We start from the raw sequence: 21324 nt of genomic DNA, 5'->3' as shown, positions 1-21324 counted from the left end.
GCCTCCCACAAGGCGGCGATAGGGTTCACCAGCTGACCTTGGCTGGGGCCGGCAGGCATGGAGCCAAAAAAACTTCTATTGCCGTTGAGTAAACTGCGCCGATACTTGGTCATGATGTGGCCCGCGTCATTATGTGGAAAATCTGCCGGATCCTGCTTCGTTCCGGCTATCCTGCATAAACTGTATGTGTAATGCATGGTTTGAAATTCGGGTTCTGGTTGACGAATAACCTCTTGGCAAACGTCTATGCATTTCTTACACCACATATCCTTTCAGCCGGCCTGAAATCAGTCTCGGGTTCTCGCCATTGGCGATTCCAACCAGCCCGTCCACCAGCATTTCGCGCATTAATACCTGGCGCGCGATAAGTGATTTCAGCTTGTTGGCAATGGGCAGAAACGCCAGGTTGGCCAGCCCCACGCCATAAATGGTCGCCACGAACGCCACCGCGATGCCTGCGCCCAGATGAGCCGGGTCCGCAAGATTTTCCATCACCTGGATAAGCCCCATCACGGCCCCCAGTATACCGATGGTTGGCGCGTATCCGCCGGCTGCTTCCCATACCCTGGCGCCCTGGCGATGCAGATCGTCGAAGGTTTCGATCTCCACTTCCAGCACCCGCTTCAATTCCCGCGGCTCCGTGCCATCCACCACCAGTTGCAGCCCTTTCTTCACGAACGGGTCATCGATACCCGCGATATGCGGATCAAGCGCCAGCAATCCCTCTTTACGCGCGGTAGTGCTCCAGGCCGCGATATGCTCCACCAATGCGGCAGCATCGAGCAGCGGAGGAACGAATACCCAACGGCTCATTTTCATGCCAAGCAAAAACTGGCGCACGGGACTTTGCAACAGCACCGCCCCCAGGGTTCCTCCCAGCACGACCGTAAAGGCTGTAAGCTGGATGAGCGAGCCGGGATGGCCGCCTTCCAGCGCCTGGCCGCCAAAGACAGCGATTAAAGCGATGACAACACCGATTATGCTATTGAAGTCCATGCACACTCCTTGAGTTTGACACGTAGCCGCGAAACCGCCTGATTATGTATCTGACATATCCTGGATTCGGACACGCCGAGAACCGCGCCGATCTCCTTGAAATTCAACTCCTGCTCATAGTACAACCCCATCAGCATTTTCTCCCGCTCGGGAAGATCGGCGATCGCGCCGATCAATACTGCTCGTAGATTGTCATCCAGCAGGCTTGCCAGCGGGTCGGCACCGCTGCCGGCACAATTGCGCTCCAGAAAATCGTCGTCACCATCTTCCAGAAAATCCTCGTAGTGAATAAGCTGCGTCCCCCGCCCCTCCAGCAGCATCTGCTGGTATTCGGCGACAGGCACTTTGAGTTCGTTGGCTATCTCGGCCTCGGTGGGTGCGCGGCCTGAACGTTGCTGTAACGCATGAACCGCCGCGTCGATCTGGCGCATATTTTTGCGTGCCCCCCGGGGCAGCCAATCCATCTGGCGTAATTCATCCAGCATGGCACCGCGAATGCGTTGCGCCGCATACGTTTCGAACTGGGCGCCCGGGGCTTCCTCATAGCGGCTCAGCGCATCCATCAGGCCGATCATGCCTACCTGAATCATGTCGTCCACCTCCACGCTGGGAGGAAGTTTGGCAATCATATGATTAGCGATGCGTTTGACCAAGGGCGCAAACTCGGCCAGTGACTGTTTTTTATCGATGACCCCTGCAGCGTTATACATGTCTCACCACCGGACCTTTTGAACCCTTAGCTGCTATGCTATTACGATTGGCCTGTTTGATCGGGCTACTGCGATCACTTTGTTTGACGGGGTTATTGGAAGCACTTTGTCTGATGGAACCATTCTGATTACCGCTATTATCGCTGGCATGCTGACGCTGGCTCTGACTGCCTTGCATCAGGCATTGCATGAAGCCTCCCAATCCCTTTTCGTTGCTTTCATTACCCTCTTCCTCGCAGCGCGGCCCGTGGGTGAGCATCTCCGCCGCGCGGCGGAACGCCGTCGCTGAAATAGCGGCCGGAAATGCTTCAATTACCGAGTGCCCCCGGCGGTTTGATTGTCTGAGCTTGTCGTCCGGCGGGATAAAACCCATGAAATCGAGCGAGACTGCCAGGTAGCGGCTCGCTACTCCCGCCATGTTGTCAAATATCATCTGTGCTTCGGTCTCGATGACGGTCCTGTTGAGCAGCACGCGGAACCGCTGGATGCCATGGTCGCCGCTGATATGCTTGATCAACGCATATGCCGCGGTAATCGAGGCCGGTTCGGGCGAAACCACCACCACAATTTCATGGCTGGAAAGAGCAAGGGACAGCATCCGGCTGACTCGGCCCGGTGCGGCGTCTATCAGTATGGCGTCCACCGGCTGCGAAAAACCGTCGAAACAATCGATCAGGTGGGTCTGATCATGCGGGCCAAGCTTCCCGAGTACCGGCATGCCGCGTCCCGCCGGCAAAAGACGGATTCCATCCGGGCCGGGAATGATCACTTCATCAAGCGTTTTATCGCGCCGGATCACGTCCAGCAAGTCGCGGTGAGCGCTAAGTCCCAGCGTACCAGCCAGATTATTGGCTCCCGCATTCTCGTCGATCACCAGCACATCCTTGCCGTTGCGCGCAAGGGCCGTGGCCAGATTGATCACCGCACTTGTCTTGCCCGCACCCACACTGCCCGATACGACAGTTATGATATGCGGGGAACCGTGCCTCAGCAGGCGGCGCAATCCCTCGGCCTGGTCTTCGACTGGATTAGCCAAAATAAACTCCATTGCCACCCAGATTCGCCATACCCTTCTTTACACCCGCCATGAGCATCGGCAGGGCGTCCTCCGGCAGAGCAAAAGGGGACGCGACGGGTAGGTTGTTGAATGCATTGTTAACCAGATGGGCAGAATCGGCTAAATGCAGATCCTCGGGGACGCGCTGGCCGGTGGCGCCGTAGTAAAGCGGCAGCTGATGGCGGATTGCTGTGTCCAGCACGCAACCCGTGGTAACTGCTTCGTCCAGTTTGGTGATGATGGCTCCCGCCAAGCCATCGCCCTGGTAGGCGTGAACCACTTCGTTCAGCGTATCCCCGCTGGATGCCGCATTGAGTAACAACAAACGTTTGATCCCGGTGCCGCATCCGGCCAACATTGCCACCTGCTCGGTTACCATCTTGTCGCGCTGGCCCATTCCCACAGTGTCTATCAGCACCATATGTTTGCCTCGCAGCTCCGCCAGGGCGAGAGTCAGGTCTTGGGCATCTTTCACCGCGTAGACCGATACACCCAGAATCTTGCCATAGATGCGTAGTTGCTCGTGCCCGCCAATCCGGTAACCATCGGTCGTCAGCAATGCCAGCTTATCCGATCCATGGCGCACGACACAACGCGCGGCAAGCTTGGCAGTGGTAGTGGTCTTACCCACGCCAGTCGGCCCTACCAGCGCATAAACACCGCCTTTTTCGAGCATTTCGTTCTCATTGCCAATTGTCAGAAGGTTCCCCGCCAATACCGTCTTTATCCAGTTCATCGCATCTTTCTCGCGCCTCTCCTCCTGCTGTCCTTCCGGAATTGTGGATGATCCTGCGAGTTGTCCCGTAAGTTGGCCCGTGAATTGGCCTACGGGCAACTGATCCAGCAGATCATGTGCAAGAGAGGCACTGAAGCCCGCTGCCAATAGCTTGCGCAACACCTGCCCGCGTACGGGATGGCGCCGTTGTTGTTCGTTCCAGCCCAGCGCGGCCAATTGTTGCTCCAGGGTGCCACGCATCGATTGGATCTCGCTCAGTACGCTTGCGGCGACCTCGTCTGCTATCTGACGGGGATCAAATATGGGTGATGTTTTTTTTGCAGGAACCGGGGCTGCCCGGGTTGCCCGGGTAACTTGAGCCTTCGGGCTGGATTTTTCGCGTGAGTTGGTTGCGGCACGCCGTTTTTTGCTGGGGGTCCCGGATTCCGGAGTTGGCAGGCCCACCGGCTCCCGCCTGCCCGTCCTCCGGCCCACTACCCGCTCCACTGATGTGTCTGCCCAGCTGCGAGACCCTACTGCAGACTGTCCATAGTCATCTCCGTTAACAAAATCCGGTTTCGCCTTCACCTCATGCACTCCGGACAGTATCCGGCTTTTCGTTTGACGGGATTCGGCCGAAAGATCCGGAATTGTCCAGCGTTCTCCTTGCTGTTCATGGTTCCCGTCGAAGGCGGGGAAATGAAGCCGCGGTGAATCTTTGACTCCGGCATCGGTTGGCACTCCATCTTCAGCAAATTTTCCCCCGGCGGTGGGATTCATGTCTTTCGCCTGATTCAGCGGTTCTACTAGCAGTTCCCTGAGTGGCTCGACTTCCCACGCTCCATTGCCCGGAGTTGAAGCATCTTCGACCCCGTCCGCTACAGACGGGGGTATCAGCGCCGTAATGTCGTCGGGACCCAATGCCAATATTTCGATGCCTCCATCCACCACACGATTAGAGATAATCGCCCCATCGGGTCCGAGTGCATCGCGCACCATATGCAATGCATCCCGTGTCGTTTTTGCGAAAAATCGTTTAATGCTCATGCTCTTGCTCCCAGAATAGAGGTAACTTTAATGTTGCTGGAATCGGGTACTTCAGCGTGCGACAGGATCTTGAGCTGTGGAAGGGCTCTGCGCAGAAAGCGTGCCAATAGCGTCCGCAGCGGCGCTGGTACCAGCAATACCGGAACGAGACCCACCTGCTCCTGGCGTTTGCTCGCACCTGCCGCTTCGCGCATCAGGGTATCGGCCAGCCCCGGCTCGATGCCGGCGCTGTTCGGGCTGGCTTGCAACGCCTGTGTCAACAGCCTTTCCAGCCCGGCATCCAGTGCCATGACTTGTAATTCGCCGGACTGGGGCCAGATTTGCTGAACAATTGCGCGACCCAGGGCGATGCGAATCAAAGCCGTCAATTCGTGCGGATCTTGTACACGGGCGGCATGCTCAGCCATAGCATCGATGATGGTCCGCATGTCTCGAATATGGACGCTCTCATCGAGCAGGTTCTGCAATACCTTTTGTACGGTGGAAAGCGGGAGGAGTTTGGGGGTCAGATCCTCCACCAGCTTGGGTGAATCTTTCGCCACACGGTCGAGTAACTGCTGCACTTCGAGGCGGCCCAGCAACTCTGCCGCATGGGTATGCATCAAATGATTCAAATGCGTTGCCACGACCGTGCCGGGATCGACCACGGTATAGCCTAGTACCTGGGCCTGATCACGCAGGCTGCCTTCGATCCAGACGGCCGGCAACCCAAAGGCGGGGTCGCTGGTGGCGAATCCCGGCAAGGTGCCGGAGACGCCGCCGGGGTTGATTGCCAGGTATTGGCTCACGTTGACCTCGCCGGCACCGATTGCTACTCCTTTGAGGGTAATGCGGTAAGCATTGGGGCGCAGCTCCAGATTGTCGCGAATGTGTACCGATGGCGGCAAATATCCGATCTCCTGCGCGAACTTCTTGCGTACGCCCTTGATCCGCCGTAGCAGTTCCCCGTCCTGTGCCTTGTCCACCAGTGAGATCAGCCGGTAACCCACCTCAAGCCCCAGAACGTCGACCGGCATTACATCGTCCCAGCTCGCGTCCTGGACTTCAGGCTGTCCGGCAGGTGCAACCGCCACTCGCCCCGCGGCCTGTTTCTCGCGCTGAGTCATCATGTACGCGCCACCTCCCAGCACAGCGGCCAGCAGCAGGAAGGCAATGTGCGGCATGCCGGGTATCAGACCCATGAGGCCGATGATGGCGGCGGTAAGGACCAGTACCTGCGGTCTGGAAAAAAGCTGGCTCACGAGCTGGCCGCTGATATCCTCATCCGTGCCTACGCGGCTCACTACCAGGCCTGCTGCGGTGGAGATGATGAGCGCAGGGATCTGTGCCACCAGGCCATCCCCGATGGCAAGGAGTGTGTAAGTCTTGGCAGCGGTGGCCATGTCCAGGTCGTGCTGAAGTACGCCGACAAGCAGGCCGCCGATCACATTGATGAAGAGAATCAGGATGCCCGCTATCGCGTCGCCCCGAACAAACTTGCTGGCGCCATCCATCGAGCCGTAGAATTCCGCCTCCTGAGCGATAGCGGTACGGCGCCTGCCGGCCTCTTCTTCGCCCAGCAGGCCAGCGTTCAGATCGGCGTCGATTGCCATCTGCTTGCCTGGCATCGCATCCAGTGTAAAACGTGCCGCGACTTCTGCAATACGGCCGGCACCTTTGGTGATTACTATGAAATTGATTACCACCAGGATAATGAACACAACAATACCCACCGTATAGTTGCCGCCCACAAGATAATGACCGAACGCCTCGATCACCTTTCCGGCCGCATCCGGCCCGGTATGGCCTTCCATCAGCACAATGCGGGTTGAAGCCACGTTCAGCGACAGCCGCAATAGGGTAGTAAGTAGCAGCACAGTCGGGAATACCGCAAACTCCAGCGGCTTGTGCGTATGAATACTGACCAGCAATACCATAATGGAAAGCGCAATATTGAAAGTAAACATCATATCCAGCACAAAAGCCGGTAGCGGCAGCACCATCATGCCGAGAATCATGAGTATCAGCAGCGGACCGGTAAGACTGCGAGCGTTCACGCTGCTGAATACGTTGTTGAATTTGGCGATTATGTTCATGGAATGGTCGGTTCTTTCGCGGATAGATCGGATGTCATTTGAATGCGGTATTTTCTGGGTCCAGTTCGGCGGGAACTTCCAGGATATCCGGTGGATTGGGCGCCTTCCCGCCGTACTCGCGGTGGCGGCGCAACTGGTAGACATATGCCAGGACCTCGGCCACGGCGTTATACAAAGTCTGGGGAATCTCATCGCCCAGCTCGGCGTGGTGATACAAGGCGCGCGCGAGCGGCGGTGCTTCCAGCAGTGGTACGTGATGTTGCTGGCCTATCTCGCGAATCTTCAGGGCCAGCAGATGTGAGCCCTTGGCCACAACGCGCGGGGCGCGCATCTTGCCATCTTCATACTTAAGCGCAACGGAGTAATGCGTCGGGTTAGTGACAATCACATCGGCTTTGGGAACCTCGGCCATCATGCGCTTTCTTGCCATCTCACGCTGCTGGGCACGGATGCGAGCCTTCATTTGTGGATCGCCATCGGTCTCCTTGTTTTCCTGGCGCACTTCTTCCTTGGTCATCTTGAGTTTGCGGTAGTGATCCCAGAGCTTGAAGGGCACATCCACCGCCGCAATCAGCACCATGGTTCCCGCTATGGTGAGAAAACTCATGACGATCAGGTTGCCCATATGGCCGGCGCCCACGGCAAGCGGAGCGGCAATCAGCGACAACACCGCTTCCTTGTTGTGCCAGATTGTCCAGACCCCTGCTCCCCCGATCAGTGCAGCCTTGAGAAGAGCCTTGGTCAGTTCGATCAGACTGTTCAGGGAAAACATGCGGCCCAATCCACTTATGGGATTGAGCCGGTTGAATTTAGGCTCGAGCGACTTCCAGCTAAAAAGCCAGCCCGAAATCAGCATGGGTGCGGTCACCGCCATCAGGAGCATCAAAATCAGGAAAGGAGAGAATGCAAACAGGATATCGAAGGATTGATCGAACAACCGATCGAGAAGCAGACTGGAATCGAAACCGGCATCGCGCGGCACCTTCATTCCATCTCTCATCAAAATGGAAAGCTGGCTGGTGAGATGCCCGCCCATCAACCAAAGGCCGCAGCCAGCGGTGATCAGAACCGCGAATGTGGATAGCTCTGGCGAACGCGGAATCTGGCCTTCGTCGCGGGACTTCTCCAGTTTCCGCGGCGATGCAGGTTCCGTTTTTTCGAGGTCACTCTCTTCGCTCACTCCAAACTCCCGCAAGTGCGTTCATAATCGGCTCATCTGTTACATGTGTGATTATTAAACGCTTCAGGAGTGAATCATCGAAGGAAAAGAGTGAAATTAGCCCCGCAATTCCGCTTTTAGAATAGTGGCTGTCAGTGCGCACTGCGGAACCTCTGAACAGGCGCGTCACCACGGCCGCATGGGATTCGGGATTTATCGAGGGTTTTTAACTGGTGCCGGCGGGCTGCAAGGCATGCGTATCCACCGTAGCATTACTTCTGATCTGTTTCGTTACCCCGCCTTCCTTGCTCAGATCCTCCGCCGCCTTGTTGCTCATTACGATAACACTGATACGCCGATTGATGGGATTGGTGGCGTCGTCCTTATCGAACAGTACCGCCGAGCTCAAACCTACCACACGCATGATTTTTTGCTCATTCATGCCGCCCATGATCAGTTGCCGGCGCGAGGCGTTGGCTCGATCGGCAGAAAGCTCCCAGTTGCTGTAATTCTTCTCGCCGCTCGCATAGGGTGTTGCATCGGTGTGACCTGAGAGACTAATTTTATTGGGCACTTCGTTCAATACCCCGCCCAGCTTTTGCAGGATCGTCTTGGTATAGGGTTGCAGCTCGGCCTTGGCGAGTGCGAACATGGGCCGGTTCAGGTGATCGACGATCTGGATTCGCAAACCCTCGGAAGTAATATCCAGCAGCAATTGTTCCTTGAAGTCGCGCATGATCGGATGAGACTCGATCAACTGCTCCAGCCGGCCCTTCAGGGCTTCCAGCTTGCGCCTGTCAAGCCGCTCCAGCTCGGCCTGCGCCACCTTGAGATTATCGGGTCCTGCACTCACCCTCCTCACTTGCCCCTCGCGCCGCGTTGTATCCTTGCCGCCGCCCTGGATCACGCTGCTTCTGTCACCACTGCCACTGGCTCTGTTTGGCTGAACTTTGATGGGAGTCTGAAAATACTCGGAAAGACCTTGCAATTGTTCCTGGGTGGTGGCTCCAAGCAGCCACATGAGCAGGAAGAATGCCATCATCGCGGTAACAAAATCCGCGTAGGCAATCTTCCATGCGCCACCATGGTGGCGGCCATGCTTCTTGATTCTCTTGATGACGATGGTACGTTTTTCGTCAGCCATGAATGTATATTCCTGTAATCCTGAATCCGGCAGCCGGCCGCTCATCTTTCGGATTAGCGTTATGATCCATAAAGATTTTTTTGCGCCACTTAACCATTATCCCTGGGGTTCGCTACAAACTACCGGATTCAGGATAATCATTTGTTTTTTGCCTGCCTGACCCGTTCTTCCAGCTCGATAAAATTCGGCCGCTCGGTCGAGTACAGAGCCTTGCGGCCGAATTCGACCGCCAGCGCGGGCGCGTAGCCGTTTATGCTGGCCAGCAGGGTCATCCTGATGCACTGCAACATCTTCGTGGATTCTTCCAGTTTTTGTTCCAGCACGGCAGCGCACGGTCCCACGAAACCATATCCAAGCAGAATTCCGAGGAATGTGCCTACCAGCGCCTGGGCAACCAGAATGCCCAGCTCAGATGGTGGCAGGCCCACCGATGCCATGGTATGGATAACGCCCATCACCGCCGCAACGATGCCGAATGCCGGCATGCTGTCACCCAACTTTGCAATGCAATGCACTGGCACTTCACCCTCTTGATGGTGAATTTCGATTTCGTTATCCATCAGATTCTCGATCTCGAATGCATTGAGGTTGCCACCCACCATCAGGCGCAAATAGTCTGTCATGAATTCGATCGCCTCATGATCGGCCAGAACGTTGGGGTAATGGGCAAAGATGGGACTTTCCGCAGGGTTCTCGATATCGCTTTCTATCGACATCAACCCTTCCTTGCGCACTTTTGCAAGGAGGTCATAGAGCAATGCCATGAGATCCATGTACAGGTCCTTGGTATGCCTGGAGCCTTGAGCGACCTTGGGCAACGCCTTGAAGGTAGCCTTGAGCGCCTTGCCCGTATTGCCCAGCACGAAGGCTCCTACCGCCGCGCCGCCGATCATCAGCAGTTCCAGCGGCTGATAGAGCGCGGCGAGATGGCCACCGGCAAGCGCAAATCCGCCAAATACCGAGCCAAGAACAATGAGACATCCAACTATGACCAGCATTTACCGATACCCCCTGACTTAGGTTATTGCTCCGATCGCAAAGGCTTGCACTTGCACCTTGACCAGCCACCGGTACATCCTTGGCCTGAATATGCATGGTTGGTACGGTGACGGGCTTATTACGATGAAGCATTCATCTGTGTAACGGCCAAAATACGGCAAACTTTAAGCAGGATCGGAAAAGAAAAACCGGTGGAGGGATGAAACCCAGCCACCGGTGAAGGAGGAATACTTGATCTCAGGATGCGGCAGGTGCCATGGAGGCTGTAGTGGCGGTAATGCTCGCAAGCGCGGCCGCGCGGGATTTATTGGTTTTTCCGGCGCGCGAGGGGGTGTGGCACAATCCGCACACATAGCGGCTATAGAGATCGTGGGTATACACCACGAAATGCCCGCCGCACTGGGTGCAGGATGCGGTCTGGAGGATGCGGCCTTCGAAGAACCGCACCAGGGTCCAGGCACGTGTCAGGCTCAATGCCGGTTCCATTTCGCTCATCTGGCAGTGCTCCAGATAAAGCTTATAGCTTTTGATAATGGCGGCGATACCGCGGCAATCGGCGTGCGTGAGCAGGTAGCGGTAAATATCGGCAAACACGGAAGAATGAATATTGGGCTGCCAGGTCAAAAACCAGTCGGCGGAAAATGGCAGCATTCCCTTGGGGGGGGAGACACCTTTCAATTCTTTGTAGAGCTTGATAAGCCGCTCGCGGCTCAGGCTGGTTTCGCTCTCCAGCAACTGCAGGCGCGCGCCAAGATCAATCATCTCGATTGCGGCTTGAATCTCTTTGGCTTCTGACACCACGCTCTTTTTCGCCATGATGGTTACCCTTTTATTCGTTAATTCAGGAAATTTCTTCAACTGGCTGACCTGCCAGCAATATAGCTGCGTGGGATTGCACCATCGTCTTCTCTTTGCCGTAGTTGGCGAGCATGCCGAGCACCAGGCTGTCGTCGAAGCGTATGCGGCACAACATCATGTTGGAGTTTGATAGCTTGAGAATCTGGCCGGGAGTCAGCACCCCCAATATTTCGGCAATGTCCTTACTGATTCCCAAGCGGAAAATTGCCATATCCTTGTCCGCTCGCACCATCTGCTGGGCCAGCATCAAATAGGTCAAATTGAGTTCCTTGATTTCCATCGTTAGTTCGTTGGCTTGCATGTTTACCCCCCTTGGATGTGAGGCTCCATTGTGCGCAGTCATGCGTCGCCGTGAAACCGGAGTCCATCCGATTAACATGTAGGAAATAGCAGGAGGTCCATGTAGGAATATTTCCTACACGAAATACTCAAACAGGGTCACGGAACCGCTGCAGCGCAGCCTTGGATGGAGATTGCGTGGTGGCTGCCGCTATATCATGCAGACATGTTAAGGGGCCAAGCCTGATCAACGGCCATTCACCAAGAAATTGTAGACTGAACATAAAAATATTATTCCTGCTGCTGCGGTAACCACATAAACGACATCGTCGGGGCAAAACTCGTCAAGTGTGTCACTGCGGGATTCCACCATCCCCATTCATCCGCACTTCACAAAGAATGACGGTAATATTGTCTCTGCCTCCGGCCGATAGAGCCGTTCGGATCAGGCTCATTACTTTTTGCTGAATCGTTTCCGTCGAAACAAGCGTATTCTGAATCGCCGCATCATCCACCATGTCCGTCAATCCATCCGAGCACAAAAGAAATATATCGCCGTTCAGTCCGCTACCCTCCAGCATGTCGAAGGAGACCGCCAGATCGGTCCCTAGCGCCCGGAGAAGGATGTTTTTTCTTGGGTGATTTCTTGCCTCCTCCGGAGTGAGCATTCCACGCTCCACTTGAAGTTGCACCAGGGAATGATCCTTGGTCAATTGTCGCAGGTTGCCATCCCGTAACAGGTAAACCCTGCTATCTCCTACGTGCCCGATCACATACTTGTCGCGATAAAACGCGAGAAGGTCCCCGGTGCATCCCATTCCATAATCATTGGGATTTTGTTCTGCATGCTCGAATATACGTTTGTTCGAACAACTGAACACTTTTTGAACCAATGCATAATTTGTTTCTTCCGAAGAAGGAACCTGGCTGCGGAAAGCAGCAAGCGCCGTCTCGATAAAATACCTGCTGGCGATTTCTCCGGCCGCTTCACCCCCCATTCCGTCCGCGATGGCGAAGAATCCAAGTTCAGGCATGGCGAGGTAGGCATCCTCGTTGTTGCCGCGCCGGAGTCCCAAGTCGGTTGCGCCTGCCGAGAGTAACTTGACCATACTAACCGTCCTCTTTGCAACCGGGTTATAAGAATGCTCGGATTTTCGGATACACAATTCCGAGATATGCTGCATCAATGCTTATAATACCTAACACCAACTATTTTAACGGTTAAAAATTAACCTTTCGGTATCCAACAAAAGGAAGATGCTCACGGGACTGAAGATACCAAAAGTCTAGCGAAGTACTGGATACATACCGGATACACCAAATTCTACAATGAAGGTAGCCGAGAAAATTGGGAACTCCCCCACCTGCTTTTAACTGTAGATGAAAATCGATCTCCGTGAAAGCCGAAATTGCGGAATCTTTCCCTGAGGAACGAAGAATCGTAGCAGGATCCGATCGTCGTATGAGTCGTTTCCCTAAAGCACAACTGACTGGTTCCGTTGTAAATTGAAGTTAGCAATGGAAGTGCTAATCCCGTTCGGATAATTTGGCAAAGTTTGTCTATACTTATAAAAGTTTATTCTTAAGCAGGAAGAAAAGAATGAAACCCTTATTGCATTTTGCCCAAATTACTTCCGTTATCGCACTTCTTTTCCTGGCTGGATGCGCCAGCACGCCAAAGCCGGTCATTATTAAAGTTTCTCTTCACGCAAAACCAAGTGTGAATCCGGATTCACACGGCAGGGCTTCGCCAGTGGTAGTGAAGTTGTATGAGCTCAAATCCGTCGCGGCCTTCAATGCCGCGGATTTCTTCTCTGTTTTTGACAGCGAGCAAAAAATACTGGGTTCAGAATTGCTTAATACCGAAGTATTCCAGCTCCGCCCCGGGGAGAAGCTGGAACTTGACAGACCCTTGCATCCGGATGCCCGGCATGTGGCGGCAGTTGCTGCATTCCGGGATCTTGAGCACGCGCAATGGCGGGCATCTCTGGCTATTCCTGCGAAGCAGAAAATCTCGCGGATAGTCATCCAGCTTGATGGCAATAGAATCCTGGTTGGCGCGGAAGGCGAATGTTCATTTTTGTGTGGACTTTCGTTACAAAAACCACAGCCGCTCGGCAATCTGCACGAAATCCAGAAACCTTAAATACAGTCAGATTGAAGCATTCGGGGAAAATTCACTTTCAATACCCGGTATCGGAGCAAGATGATGTCCTGGAACAACAAAGTTGTATGGTCTGAGGGACTGTTTCTTCAACCACAGCATTTTCAGCAGCATGACCGCTATGTCGAAAGGCTGGTTGAAGGCCGTGCAGCGCCACTGCTCGGCTATAGCTGGGGATTCAGCGGCCTGGAGCTCAACCTTGCCGCAGCAGCCCTCGGAAAGGTACAACTGACTGCGGCACGCGGAATTTTTCCTGACGGCACGCCGTTCGATTTTCCCTCCGAGGACGTACCACCCTTGCCCCTGGATATCGACGTCGATACCCGGAATGAATTCATTGTGCTGGCATTGCCCATGCGCCGAGCGGGGATGGACGAAACCGATACAGCTGCTCTCCAGGACAACTCTCTTGCACGCTTCTCTGTCGAAGAGCGGGAAGTCGCCGATTCCAATGCCGATTCTCAGAACAGCGCGTTCCTGCAGGTGGGGCAGCTTCGCCTGCGGGTTATGCGCGAGCGTGACGTGACCGCTGCCTATACAACACTGAATGTGGCGCAAATTACAGAGCGGCGTGCTGACAATCAGCTGGTGTTGCAGAAGGAATTTATTCCGCCCATGCTCCATGTAGGCAGCGACCTCATGCTGGCGGGATACGTAAGCGAATTGCATGGCCTGCTTCACCAGCGAGGCGAAACACTTGCCTCACGGGTTGCTCAACCGGGCCGTGGCGGAGTCGCTGAGGTCGCCGATTTTCTTATGCTGCAGACCATTAATCGCTACGAGCCCCTGTTTGCAAACTTTTCCACCCACCGGCTATTGCACCCGGAGCGACTGTTCAGCGCATGTCTTGGCCTCGCGGGGGAACTGGCAACATTCACCCATGGCAGTCGCCGCCCGCCAGCCTATCCGGAATATCAACATGACGCGCTGGTGCACTGTTTTATGCCCCTCATAACCGATTTGCGCCGCTCATTAAGCATGGTGCTGGAGCAGAACGCAATTTCAATCGAGCTGCAGGATCGTAGATATGGCATACGGGTTGCAGTAATTCCTGACCAGGAACTTCTTAAAACCGCCCACTTCGTTCTTGCAGTCCATGCCCAGTTGCCAGCGGAAGCGTTGCGAACGCGCTTTCCCGCTCAAGTTAAAATCGGCTCTGTCGAACGCATTAGAGATCTTGTTAATCTGGCTTTGCCCGGCATTCCCCTCAACTCTTTGCCGGTTGCCCCGCGGCAGATACCCTTCCATGCGGGGTTCAGCTACTTCGAGCTCGAACGGGGAGGTGAAATGTGGAAGCAATTGGAACGCTCCGGTGGCTTGGCGATGCATGTCGCCGGTGAATTCCCCGGACTTGAACTTGAATTCTGGGCCATAAGGGAGTGATGCAGCGAAAGGCTATAAATAGAACCGATTCCTTACTGCTATTGATCTTTTAAAAACCCTACCCGGGATCCTAGGCATGCGTCATAAATATATTTACGGATGTACATTATGAGTCAGGATGACCCGTTTTCATCTTTGGATGCGGACAAAACGGTAATAATGCCTTCACCGGGGGGGCGTACCGTTTCGCCAGGCCAGTCCACGAACATCTGGCAAACGCCCGGCTCGACAGGAACGGCCAGAGAGATAGACGAAATTACAACAGCTGCGGGATTGAATCCATTAATTGCCGCCGCCAATTCGTTGCTGAATATCGTGCCGCAATTACGTACTACTTTGCAGCATGCGGACCCATCAGGTCTGCGCAATTATATTGCGCAGAATATCAAGGCGTTCGAAATTCGTGCCAAAGCCGCCGGATTGGCGCCCGAAAAAGTGATAGCGGCCCGCTACGCACTGTGTACGCTACTGGATGAAACCGCCGCATCCACGCCTTGGGGCAGTGGCGTGTGGGCCGAACAAAGCCTGCTTGTCATGTTCCACAGCGAGGCATGGGGAGGCGAGAAATTCTTTCAACTGCTCTCGAAGCTGGCTGAGAACCCCAAAGCCAACCGTGATCTCCTGGAGTTCATGTACATTTGCCTGGCCTTGGGTTTCGAAGGCCGCTATCGCGTTATCGAAAATGGCAAGGCGCATCTCGACGCTCTACGCGAACGCCTCGCGCAGCTGTTGAGTAAAGAGCGGGGCGAATACGAACGTGATCTGTCACCCCATTGGCACGCCACACTTATCAAGCGCGCAAAAATTCTCGCACTCCTGCCTGTATGGGTTTTGGCGGCCGTATGCGGACTCATTATGCTGACCACTTACTTGTGGTTCAGCTTTCAGCTCAATAATGCCTCCGACCCGATTTTCACCCAGATACAGTCCATCCGCGTCAAGTACCCTGTTCCCGAGCCGGTACCATTACCGGCCGCAGAACCCCGGCTTGCGGAATTTCTTGCAACAGAAATTCAGGAAGGACTGGTGGCTGTGCGCGATGAAGAGGGACGTAGTGTAGTTACCCTTCGGGGCGACGGGTTGTTCGCCCCAGGCAGCGCGACAATTTCTGAGCACTTTTTGCCAATTCTGGCACGCATCGCAAGTGCGCTTAATGCCGTGCCGGGGCAAGTCAGAGTCACTGGTCATACCGATAATCAGCCGATACGATCATTGCGATTCCCTTCCAATTGGCATCTTTCGCAAGACCGTGCCCGTTCTGTCATGCATTTTCTTATCGAAAAAGGAACCTTGGCAAGCCGCTTGACTGCGGAAGGCCGTGCCGATGCCGAACCTGTCGTTTCGAATAACACGCCTGCGGATCGCGCACGCAATCGCCGGGTGGAGATCACGCTATATGTCCCCCGTACCGGCAAACGGCAACAGCCGCTTCAGGAATAAAGGTAAAAGGGGATGAAAAAGGTAATTAAACTTTTATTCAATCGTTGGACCTTGGCATTCCTCGGTCTGGTTGCGGCCGCGCTGCTGATTTGGTTCGTCGGGCCCTTAATCGCGATCGCGGAATATCACCCGCTGGAATCCAGCGCGGTACGGCTGTTTATTATGGCACTTGTCATTATTCTCTATGCCGGAAAACATGCCTGGAAAGTCATCAAAGCAAAGACATTGAATGCACGGCTAATGGATGGCCTCTTGCGGCATCCCTCGCCTGCGCCACAACCAGGCGATAGTGCGGGTGCTGAAGAAGTGGCAGTCTTGCGCAAGCGTTTCGAGGAAGCCGTAGCGGTGTTGAAACAGGCCAATCTCGGTGGCCAACCCAAAAAACCGCTGCTCGCGCTCCTGACCCGCCAGCAATACGTTTACGAACTCCCCTGGTATATTTTTATCGGCCCACCGGGGTCGGGAAAGACCACAGCGCTCGTCAATTCAGGGCTGCAGTTTCCGTTTGCGGAGCGTTTTGGCCAGGAAGTCATTCGAGGTATTGGCGGCACACGCAACTGTGATTGGTGGTTCACCAACGAGGCTGTGCTTCTCGATACAGCCGGGCGTTATACAACTCAGGAGAGCAACCGGGAAGCTGATAGCGCGGCCTGGACGGGTTTTCTCCAGCTCCTGAAAAAATACCGTCCCCGGCGGCCGATTAACGGCGTCATCGTTACAATCAGTGTGACCGATCTGCTGCAGCAGACCACGGCGCAGCGAGAAGCACAAGCAATCGCAATACGCAAACGCATTCAGGAGCTGCACGCGGGGCTCAATATCCGTTTTCCGCTTTATGTACTTGTCACCAAGGCTGATCTACTTGCCGGTTTCATGGAGTTTTTCGGTGAATACGGTAAAGAGGAAAGGACTCAGGTTTGGGGTGCAACATTTCCGTTCACCGAAAAACAGGATACTTTACCGCTTACCAATTTCAGTGCAGAGTTCTCCGCATTGGAGCAGCGACTGAATGATCGGCTAGTCGACCGCTTGCAGCAGGAAAGGGATACACAAAAGCGAGCATTGCTCTACACCTTCCCCCAACAGTTCAGCAGTCTCAAGGAAGTACTTGGCGATTTCTTGAACCAGGTATTTTCACCCTCCCCTTTCGAACAGCAACCACTATTGCGGGGCTTCTATTTCACCAGCGGAACGCAGGAAGGCAATCCGATCGATCGCGTAATGGGTACCCTTGCCCGGGCACTACACCTTGACCGCAAGCTGCTCGCTCCCAATAAACCAAGTGGCAAGAGCTTCTTCCTCACACGACTGATAAAAGACGTAATTTTCTGTGAAGCAGGGCTCGCCGGCACCAATCTGCGTTGGGAACGCCGACGCGCATGGTTACAATGGGGAGCATTCGCCACTGCCGGCCTGATCACCCTCGGCGCCATAACCGCATGGACCGTCAGTTATTCACGCAACAAAGCCTATCTTGCCGAAGGAAGGGAAAAAATACCCGCAATCTTTCAACAGGTCGAGGAACTGCCCGTCCTGCAAAACATGGATATCATCAGCTTGCTGCCAGTCCTCAAATCGGTACGTGATTTAGGCAGCGCTTCTCCCGGTGACAATCACGCCGTACCGTTATCCATGGGATTTGGTCTTTATCAGGGCAACAAACTGGCGGCCGCAGCGAACAATACGTACCAGCATTTACTGCATGATGCACTTCTGCCACAGCTTGTGCTACGTATTGAACGCCTGCTTTCCAGCGGCAGTCGTGCAGACCAGGATCTGTTATACGAAGGACTCAAAGCTTATCTCATGCTGAACGACCCCGAGCATTTTGATCCTATTGCGTTGAAGTCTTTTATCACCGCGGATTGGGAAGTCAGTCTTCCACGGGAGATAACGGTTGAGCAACGTGACGAACTCGAATCTCACCTGGATAATCTCTTGTCTCGCGGTCCGCTATCCTCGCCTATTCCTCTCAATGAGCAATTGATTGCCAACGTGCGGTATACCGTTGCGCAGACACCTATCGCACAACGCAGTTATAACCGGCTTAAACAACAAGGTATTGGCGCTGAAATACCCGCATTTACCATTGTAAGGGCCGCCGGTCCGTCTGCACCGCTGATTTTCGCCAGGATCAGCGGACAACCGCTTACCCAGGGTGTGCCTGGCTTGTTCAGCTATGATGGTTACTATAAGTTTTTTTCCCACGCCGCAAAGGAAGTAACCGGGCAACTGGCGGATGAAGAAGTATGGGTGCTTGGTCTCAAGGAAAAAGATCGCAACAAGTGGACGAATCCCCAGGCACAAGCACGCCTGATGGATGAAGTGCGCCGTTTATATCTCGAAGACTATGCGCAGATTTGGTCAGCATTTATTGACGATATCGGGCTACTCCGTTTCGATAGCTTGCAGAAAAGTATCCAGTCGGCGCGGCTGCTTTCCGCAGCCGACTCACCTCTGACATCACTCATACGCGCCATCGTGAAAGAAGTGACGCTTATTGATATCGACGAGGCCGACAAGACCGTGGCCGACAAGGCGGCGGATAAAATGAAAACTGCCCGGAACAAGCTGGAAATGCTCATTGGGAAAACCGGCAAAAAAATACCCAAAGCAGCGTTTGAATCGATGCCAGAGCGTATCGTCGATGATCGTTTCAAGGAATTGCGCAGCATGGTGCATCCCGCCGCCCCTGGTCAGCCCGCGCCGATCGACGCGATTCCCCCCCAAATCAATGAACTGTATATACTGCTCACTGCAACTGAGGCAGCAGTCAAAGGTGGCGGCGCGCCGCCACCGAGCGATGTACCAGCCAAAATAAAGGCGGATGCCGGCCGCATGCCGGAGCCCCTACGGTCAATGCTTGTCACTCTTTCCACTGGTGGCATTAGCCAGGCGCTGGGAGAGACGCTGGCCAACCTGAATAAATCTCTCCAAGCAACGATCAGTGATTTCTGCCACAAGGCTGTCGATGGTCGCTACCCATTTGTCAAGAATAGTGCACGCGATGTAACCCAGGATGATTTTGCGCGGCTATTCGCGCCGGGTGGATTGCTGGATGAATTTTTTCAGAAAAATCTCATGCAATACGTGGATACCTCAACGCGGCCATGGAGTTTTCGTAAAACCGGAGATGCCAGCATGGGCCATGCTTCGGGGGCTTTGCAGGAGTTCCGCCGTGCACAGATAATCCGTGACGTATTTTTCCGGAGTGGTGGACGCACACCGGGAATGAGGCTCGTTTTCAAGCCCATTGAAATGGATGCATCGATTACACAATTTATTCTCGATGTCGATGGACAACTGGTCAAGTACAGCCATGGTCCGCAGGTTCCCATGGAGTTGCAGTGGCCGGGGCCGCGGGGCAGCGCCCAAGTGCGCTTGCAAATTTCTCCGGCCAGTACGAGTGGCGCATCGGGCCAGGTATTTGAAGGTCCCTGGGCATTATTCCGCATGCTCGACGGCGTGCAAATCAGCCCGACCTCACAACCGGAGAAGTTCGCCGTCACCTTCGGTATCGATGGAAGAAAAGCACGATTCGAAGTCATTACCAGTAGTGTACAAAACCCTTTCCGCTTACATGAACTCGAACAATTCCACTGCCCGGAGCGGTTGTAGCGGCCCTGATGACTCGCTTATCGCAGGCTGGTATGGAAAAATCCCATGCCTCGGGGACTTCATCTCACGCCGCCTGCCAGCCGGCTTTATCGATACCTGGGATTCATGGTTGCAGCATGCCATGGCTGCAAGTCGTGTAGAACTGGGTGAGCACTGGCTCGATTCTTATCTCACCGGACCCATATGGCGGTTTACCCTCATGCCTGGGGTTTGTGGCGATACGGCCAGCATATGGGCCGGTGTGCTCATGCCGAGTGTTGATAAAGTGGGGCGTTATTTTCCACTGACGATTGCACTACGGATCGATCCTCGCCCCGGGTCGATGCTAGCCTTGTTTTCCGCGCAAGCGTGGTACGGCGCCCTGGAGCGAGTCGCGCTCGCTACGCTTAATATCAATGCACTGCCCGATGATCTCGACCGCAATCTGTCCGAGAATCCATTTCCCTTATTCGAGCCGGGCGGCCAGCGTAGTAATGCGCAAGAACTCGCGGCCTGGTGGACAGGAGAGCATACCCTTATGGCGCTTACTCTACCGACCGAAAACGCATTGGCTGATCTGTTTGATACCGCCGCAGAAGATCTTCTCACCTCCACGAGCACCGGCAAGAGCTTCTGGTGGGCTGTAGCGGCCGAAGCGGGGACCACGCAATTGCACTGCTTCTCCGGCCTCCCTCCTGAGAATTACTTCACCACCATGCTCAAAAATAATATTCCTGCAAGAATGCAGCGGCTTTCCGAATCATGAAGCGAACGTTACGATATCCCGTCTGCCATGACACCCTCTACAGGGGGGTTTCATCAGATAAAATCGTCTCCGTATTCTTTATGCTATCAAGCCGCATGGTTTCATCGGGATCGCTACACCACACCACGATTGCCGAGTAATTGTCCTGTCGTTCATGTCCACGCGCAAGCACCTGGCTCTCCAGTGCTCTCAACCATTCTGCTGCGGAAGCTGAGGCGCCCAGCGTTCGCTCCATATCTTCCTCTTCCACATACTCCCAGAGTCCATCCGTGCACAAGAGAAAAATATCACCATGCAGTAATGGAAATTCGGCGGATCTGATATTCAATTCGAATTGCTGTTCATTGCCGAGCGCGGCAAGCAATTTGCTGCGATTCGGTGAAATACGCAATTCCTTCGGCTGCAGATAGCCAGCATCGACCATGCTCTGCAACACACTATGATCGCTCGTTTGTTCGATGATCCGGCCTTGCCGGAAACAGTATAATCGCGAGTCGCCGGTATGCCCCCAAATCGCTGTATCACGCCTGGTGTCGATGGAGAGGACCACCGCGGTTGCACGCATCTGCTTAAGTCGCGTATCGCGCTGTTGCTCAAGCATGATGGCGGAATTGCCAGCTTCCAACGATGCCCTGACCGCGCGCGCGCTGCATTCCGGGGTTTTGCGAAACCAATCGAGGATATGTTGCACGGCGACTTTCGAGGCTACATCGCCACCATAATGTCCGCCGAGACCATCAGACAAGACACAGAAACAGGCTTCCGGAGTTGACCAGAAACCGCATGCATCTTCATTGACTTCGCGCCCCCCGGCTTTCGAAAGCGCTACGATTTCAAGCTGCATGGCAGGCGAATTAATTAATTGAATATTGAGCTGTCGAACAGCCCGCTGGACTTAAAGAAAATCGGCTGCAGCAGCCGTCCCACCCTTCATT

General features: G+C 54.5%; 17 protein-coding genes. 5 read left to right on the top strand and 12 right to left on the bottom strand.

The window, feature by feature from the left end; all coding sequences use genetic code 11:
- Positions 1–255: 255 nt before the first annotated feature.
- The 11 genes from EBAPG3_RS09690 to EBAPG3_RS09640 all read right to left on the bottom strand — a co-directional run bounded on the left by EBAPG3_RS09690 (position 256) and on the right by EBAPG3_RS09640 (position 12148).
- Positions 256–996 carry a flagellar motor protein gene (locus EBAPG3_RS09690; protein WP_004175460.1) on the bottom strand — a complete coding sequence of 247 codons (741 nt, stop codon included), beginning with the start codon at positions 994–996 and terminating at the stop codon, positions 256–258.
- A complete protein-coding gene (locus EBAPG3_RS09685) occupies positions 978–1706 on the bottom strand; it encodes an RNA polymerase sigma factor FliA (RefSeq protein WP_004175461.1) in 729 nt (242 codons plus the stop codon). The genes EBAPG3_RS09690 and EBAPG3_RS09685 overlap by 19 nt, the downstream gene beginning before the upstream one ends.
- The gene (locus tag EBAPG3_RS09680; RefSeq protein ID WP_161493789.1) at positions 1699–2742 is read right to left on the bottom strand and encodes a MinD/ParA family ATP-binding protein; all 1044 of its coding nucleotides are present in this window, start codon (positions 2740–2742) and stop codon (positions 1699–1701) included. The genes EBAPG3_RS09685 and EBAPG3_RS09680 overlap by 8 nt, the downstream gene beginning before the upstream one ends.
- Entirely contained in the window at positions 2735–4525 is a 1791-nt protein-coding gene (gene flhF / locus EBAPG3_RS09675) for a flagellar biosynthesis protein FlhF (protein WP_227869193.1), read from the bottom strand. The genes EBAPG3_RS09680 and flhF overlap by 8 nt, the downstream gene beginning before the upstream one ends.
- Positions 4522–6600 carry a flagellar biosynthesis protein FlhA gene (flhA, locus tag EBAPG3_RS09670; RefSeq protein WP_004175255.1) on the bottom strand — a complete coding sequence of 693 codons (2079 nt, stop codon included), beginning with the start codon at positions 6598–6600 and terminating at the stop codon, positions 4522–4524. The genes flhF and flhA overlap by 4 nt, the downstream gene beginning before the upstream one ends.
- Before the next feature lie 34 nt (positions 6601–6634).
- Positions 6635–7780, bottom strand: coding sequence for a flagellar biosynthesis protein FlhB (gene flhB, locus EBAPG3_RS09665; protein WP_004175254.1), 1146 nt, complete (start codon positions 7778–7780; stop codon positions 6635–6637).
- 205 nt (positions 7781–7985) lie between these two features.
- Positions 7986–8903 (bottom strand): flagellar motor protein MotB, encoded by a 918-nt coding sequence (gene motB / locus EBAPG3_RS09660; RefSeq protein ID WP_040851432.1) that lies wholly within the window; start codon positions 8901–8903, stop codon positions 7986–7988.
- A gap of 137 nt (positions 8904–9040) precedes the next feature.
- Positions 9041–9901, bottom strand: coding sequence for a flagellar motor stator protein MotA (gene motA / locus EBAPG3_RS09655; RefSeq protein ID WP_004175251.1), 861 nt, complete (start codon positions 9899–9901; stop codon positions 9041–9043).
- A 238-nt stretch (positions 9902–10139) separates the two neighbouring features.
- Positions 10140–10718, bottom strand: coding sequence for a flagellar transcriptional regulator FlhC (flhC, locus tag EBAPG3_RS09650; RefSeq protein WP_004175248.1), 579 nt, complete (start codon positions 10716–10718; stop codon positions 10140–10142).
- A gap of 25 nt (positions 10719–10743) precedes the next feature.
- Entirely contained in the window at positions 10744–11061 is a 318-nt protein-coding gene (gene flhD / locus EBAPG3_RS09645) for a flagellar transcriptional regulator FlhD (RefSeq protein ID WP_004175247.1), read from the bottom strand.
- A gap of 331 nt (positions 11062–11392) precedes the next feature.
- A complete protein-coding gene (locus EBAPG3_RS09640) occupies positions 11393–12148 on the bottom strand; it encodes a Stp1/IreP family PP2C-type Ser/Thr phosphatase (RefSeq protein WP_004175244.1) in 756 nt (251 codons plus the stop codon).
- Positions 12149–12639: 491 nt separating this feature from the next.
- Between EBAPG3_RS09640 and tssJ the strand changes: the two genes are divergently transcribed.
- The 5 genes from tssJ to tagF all read left to right on the top strand — a co-directional run bounded on the left by tssJ (position 12640) and on the right by tagF (position 20389).
- Positions 12640–13185 (top strand): type VI secretion system lipoprotein TssJ, encoded by a 546-nt coding sequence (tssJ, locus tag EBAPG3_RS09635; protein ID WP_051048924.1) that lies wholly within the window; start codon positions 12640–12642, stop codon positions 13183–13185.
- Between the two features lie 60 nt (positions 13186–13245).
- Entirely contained in the window at positions 13246–14586 is a 1341-nt protein-coding gene (tssK, locus tag EBAPG3_RS09630) for a type VI secretion system baseplate subunit TssK (protein WP_227869192.1), read from the top strand.
- Between the two features lie 108 nt (positions 14587–14694).
- Entirely contained in the window at positions 14695–16026 is a 1332-nt protein-coding gene (locus EBAPG3_RS09625) for a DotU family type VI secretion system protein (RefSeq protein WP_004175237.1), read from the top strand.
- A 12-nt stretch (positions 16027–16038) separates the two neighbouring features.
- Positions 16039–19644 carry a type VI secretion system membrane subunit TssM gene (tssM, locus tag EBAPG3_RS09620; RefSeq protein WP_004175235.1) on the top strand — a complete coding sequence of 1202 codons (3606 nt, stop codon included), beginning with the start codon at positions 16039–16041 and terminating at the stop codon, positions 19642–19644.
- A complete protein-coding gene (gene tagF, locus EBAPG3_RS09615; RefSeq protein ID WP_081607230.1) occupies positions 19547–20389 on the top strand; it encodes a type VI secretion system-associated protein TagF in 843 nt (280 codons plus the stop codon). Before tssM ends, tagF begins: the two co-directional genes overlap by 98 nt.
- A 37-nt stretch (positions 20390–20426) precedes the next feature.
- Here the strand turns inward: tagF and EBAPG3_RS09610 are convergent, their stop codons facing one another.
- A complete protein-coding gene (locus tag EBAPG3_RS09610; RefSeq protein ID WP_004175228.1) occupies positions 20427–21233 on the bottom strand; it encodes a PP2C family protein-serine/threonine phosphatase in 807 nt (268 codons plus the stop codon).
- Positions 21234–21324: the final 91 nt, after the last annotated feature.

The sequence above is a fragment of the Nitrosospira lacus genome (assembly GCF_000355765.4).
Lineage (GTDB): Bacteria > Pseudomonadota > Gammaproteobacteria > Burkholderiales > Nitrosomonadaceae > Nitrosospira > Nitrosospira lacus.
Note: the sequence above shows the minus strand (reverse complement) of the source record. Positions and strands in the feature narration are given on the sequence as shown.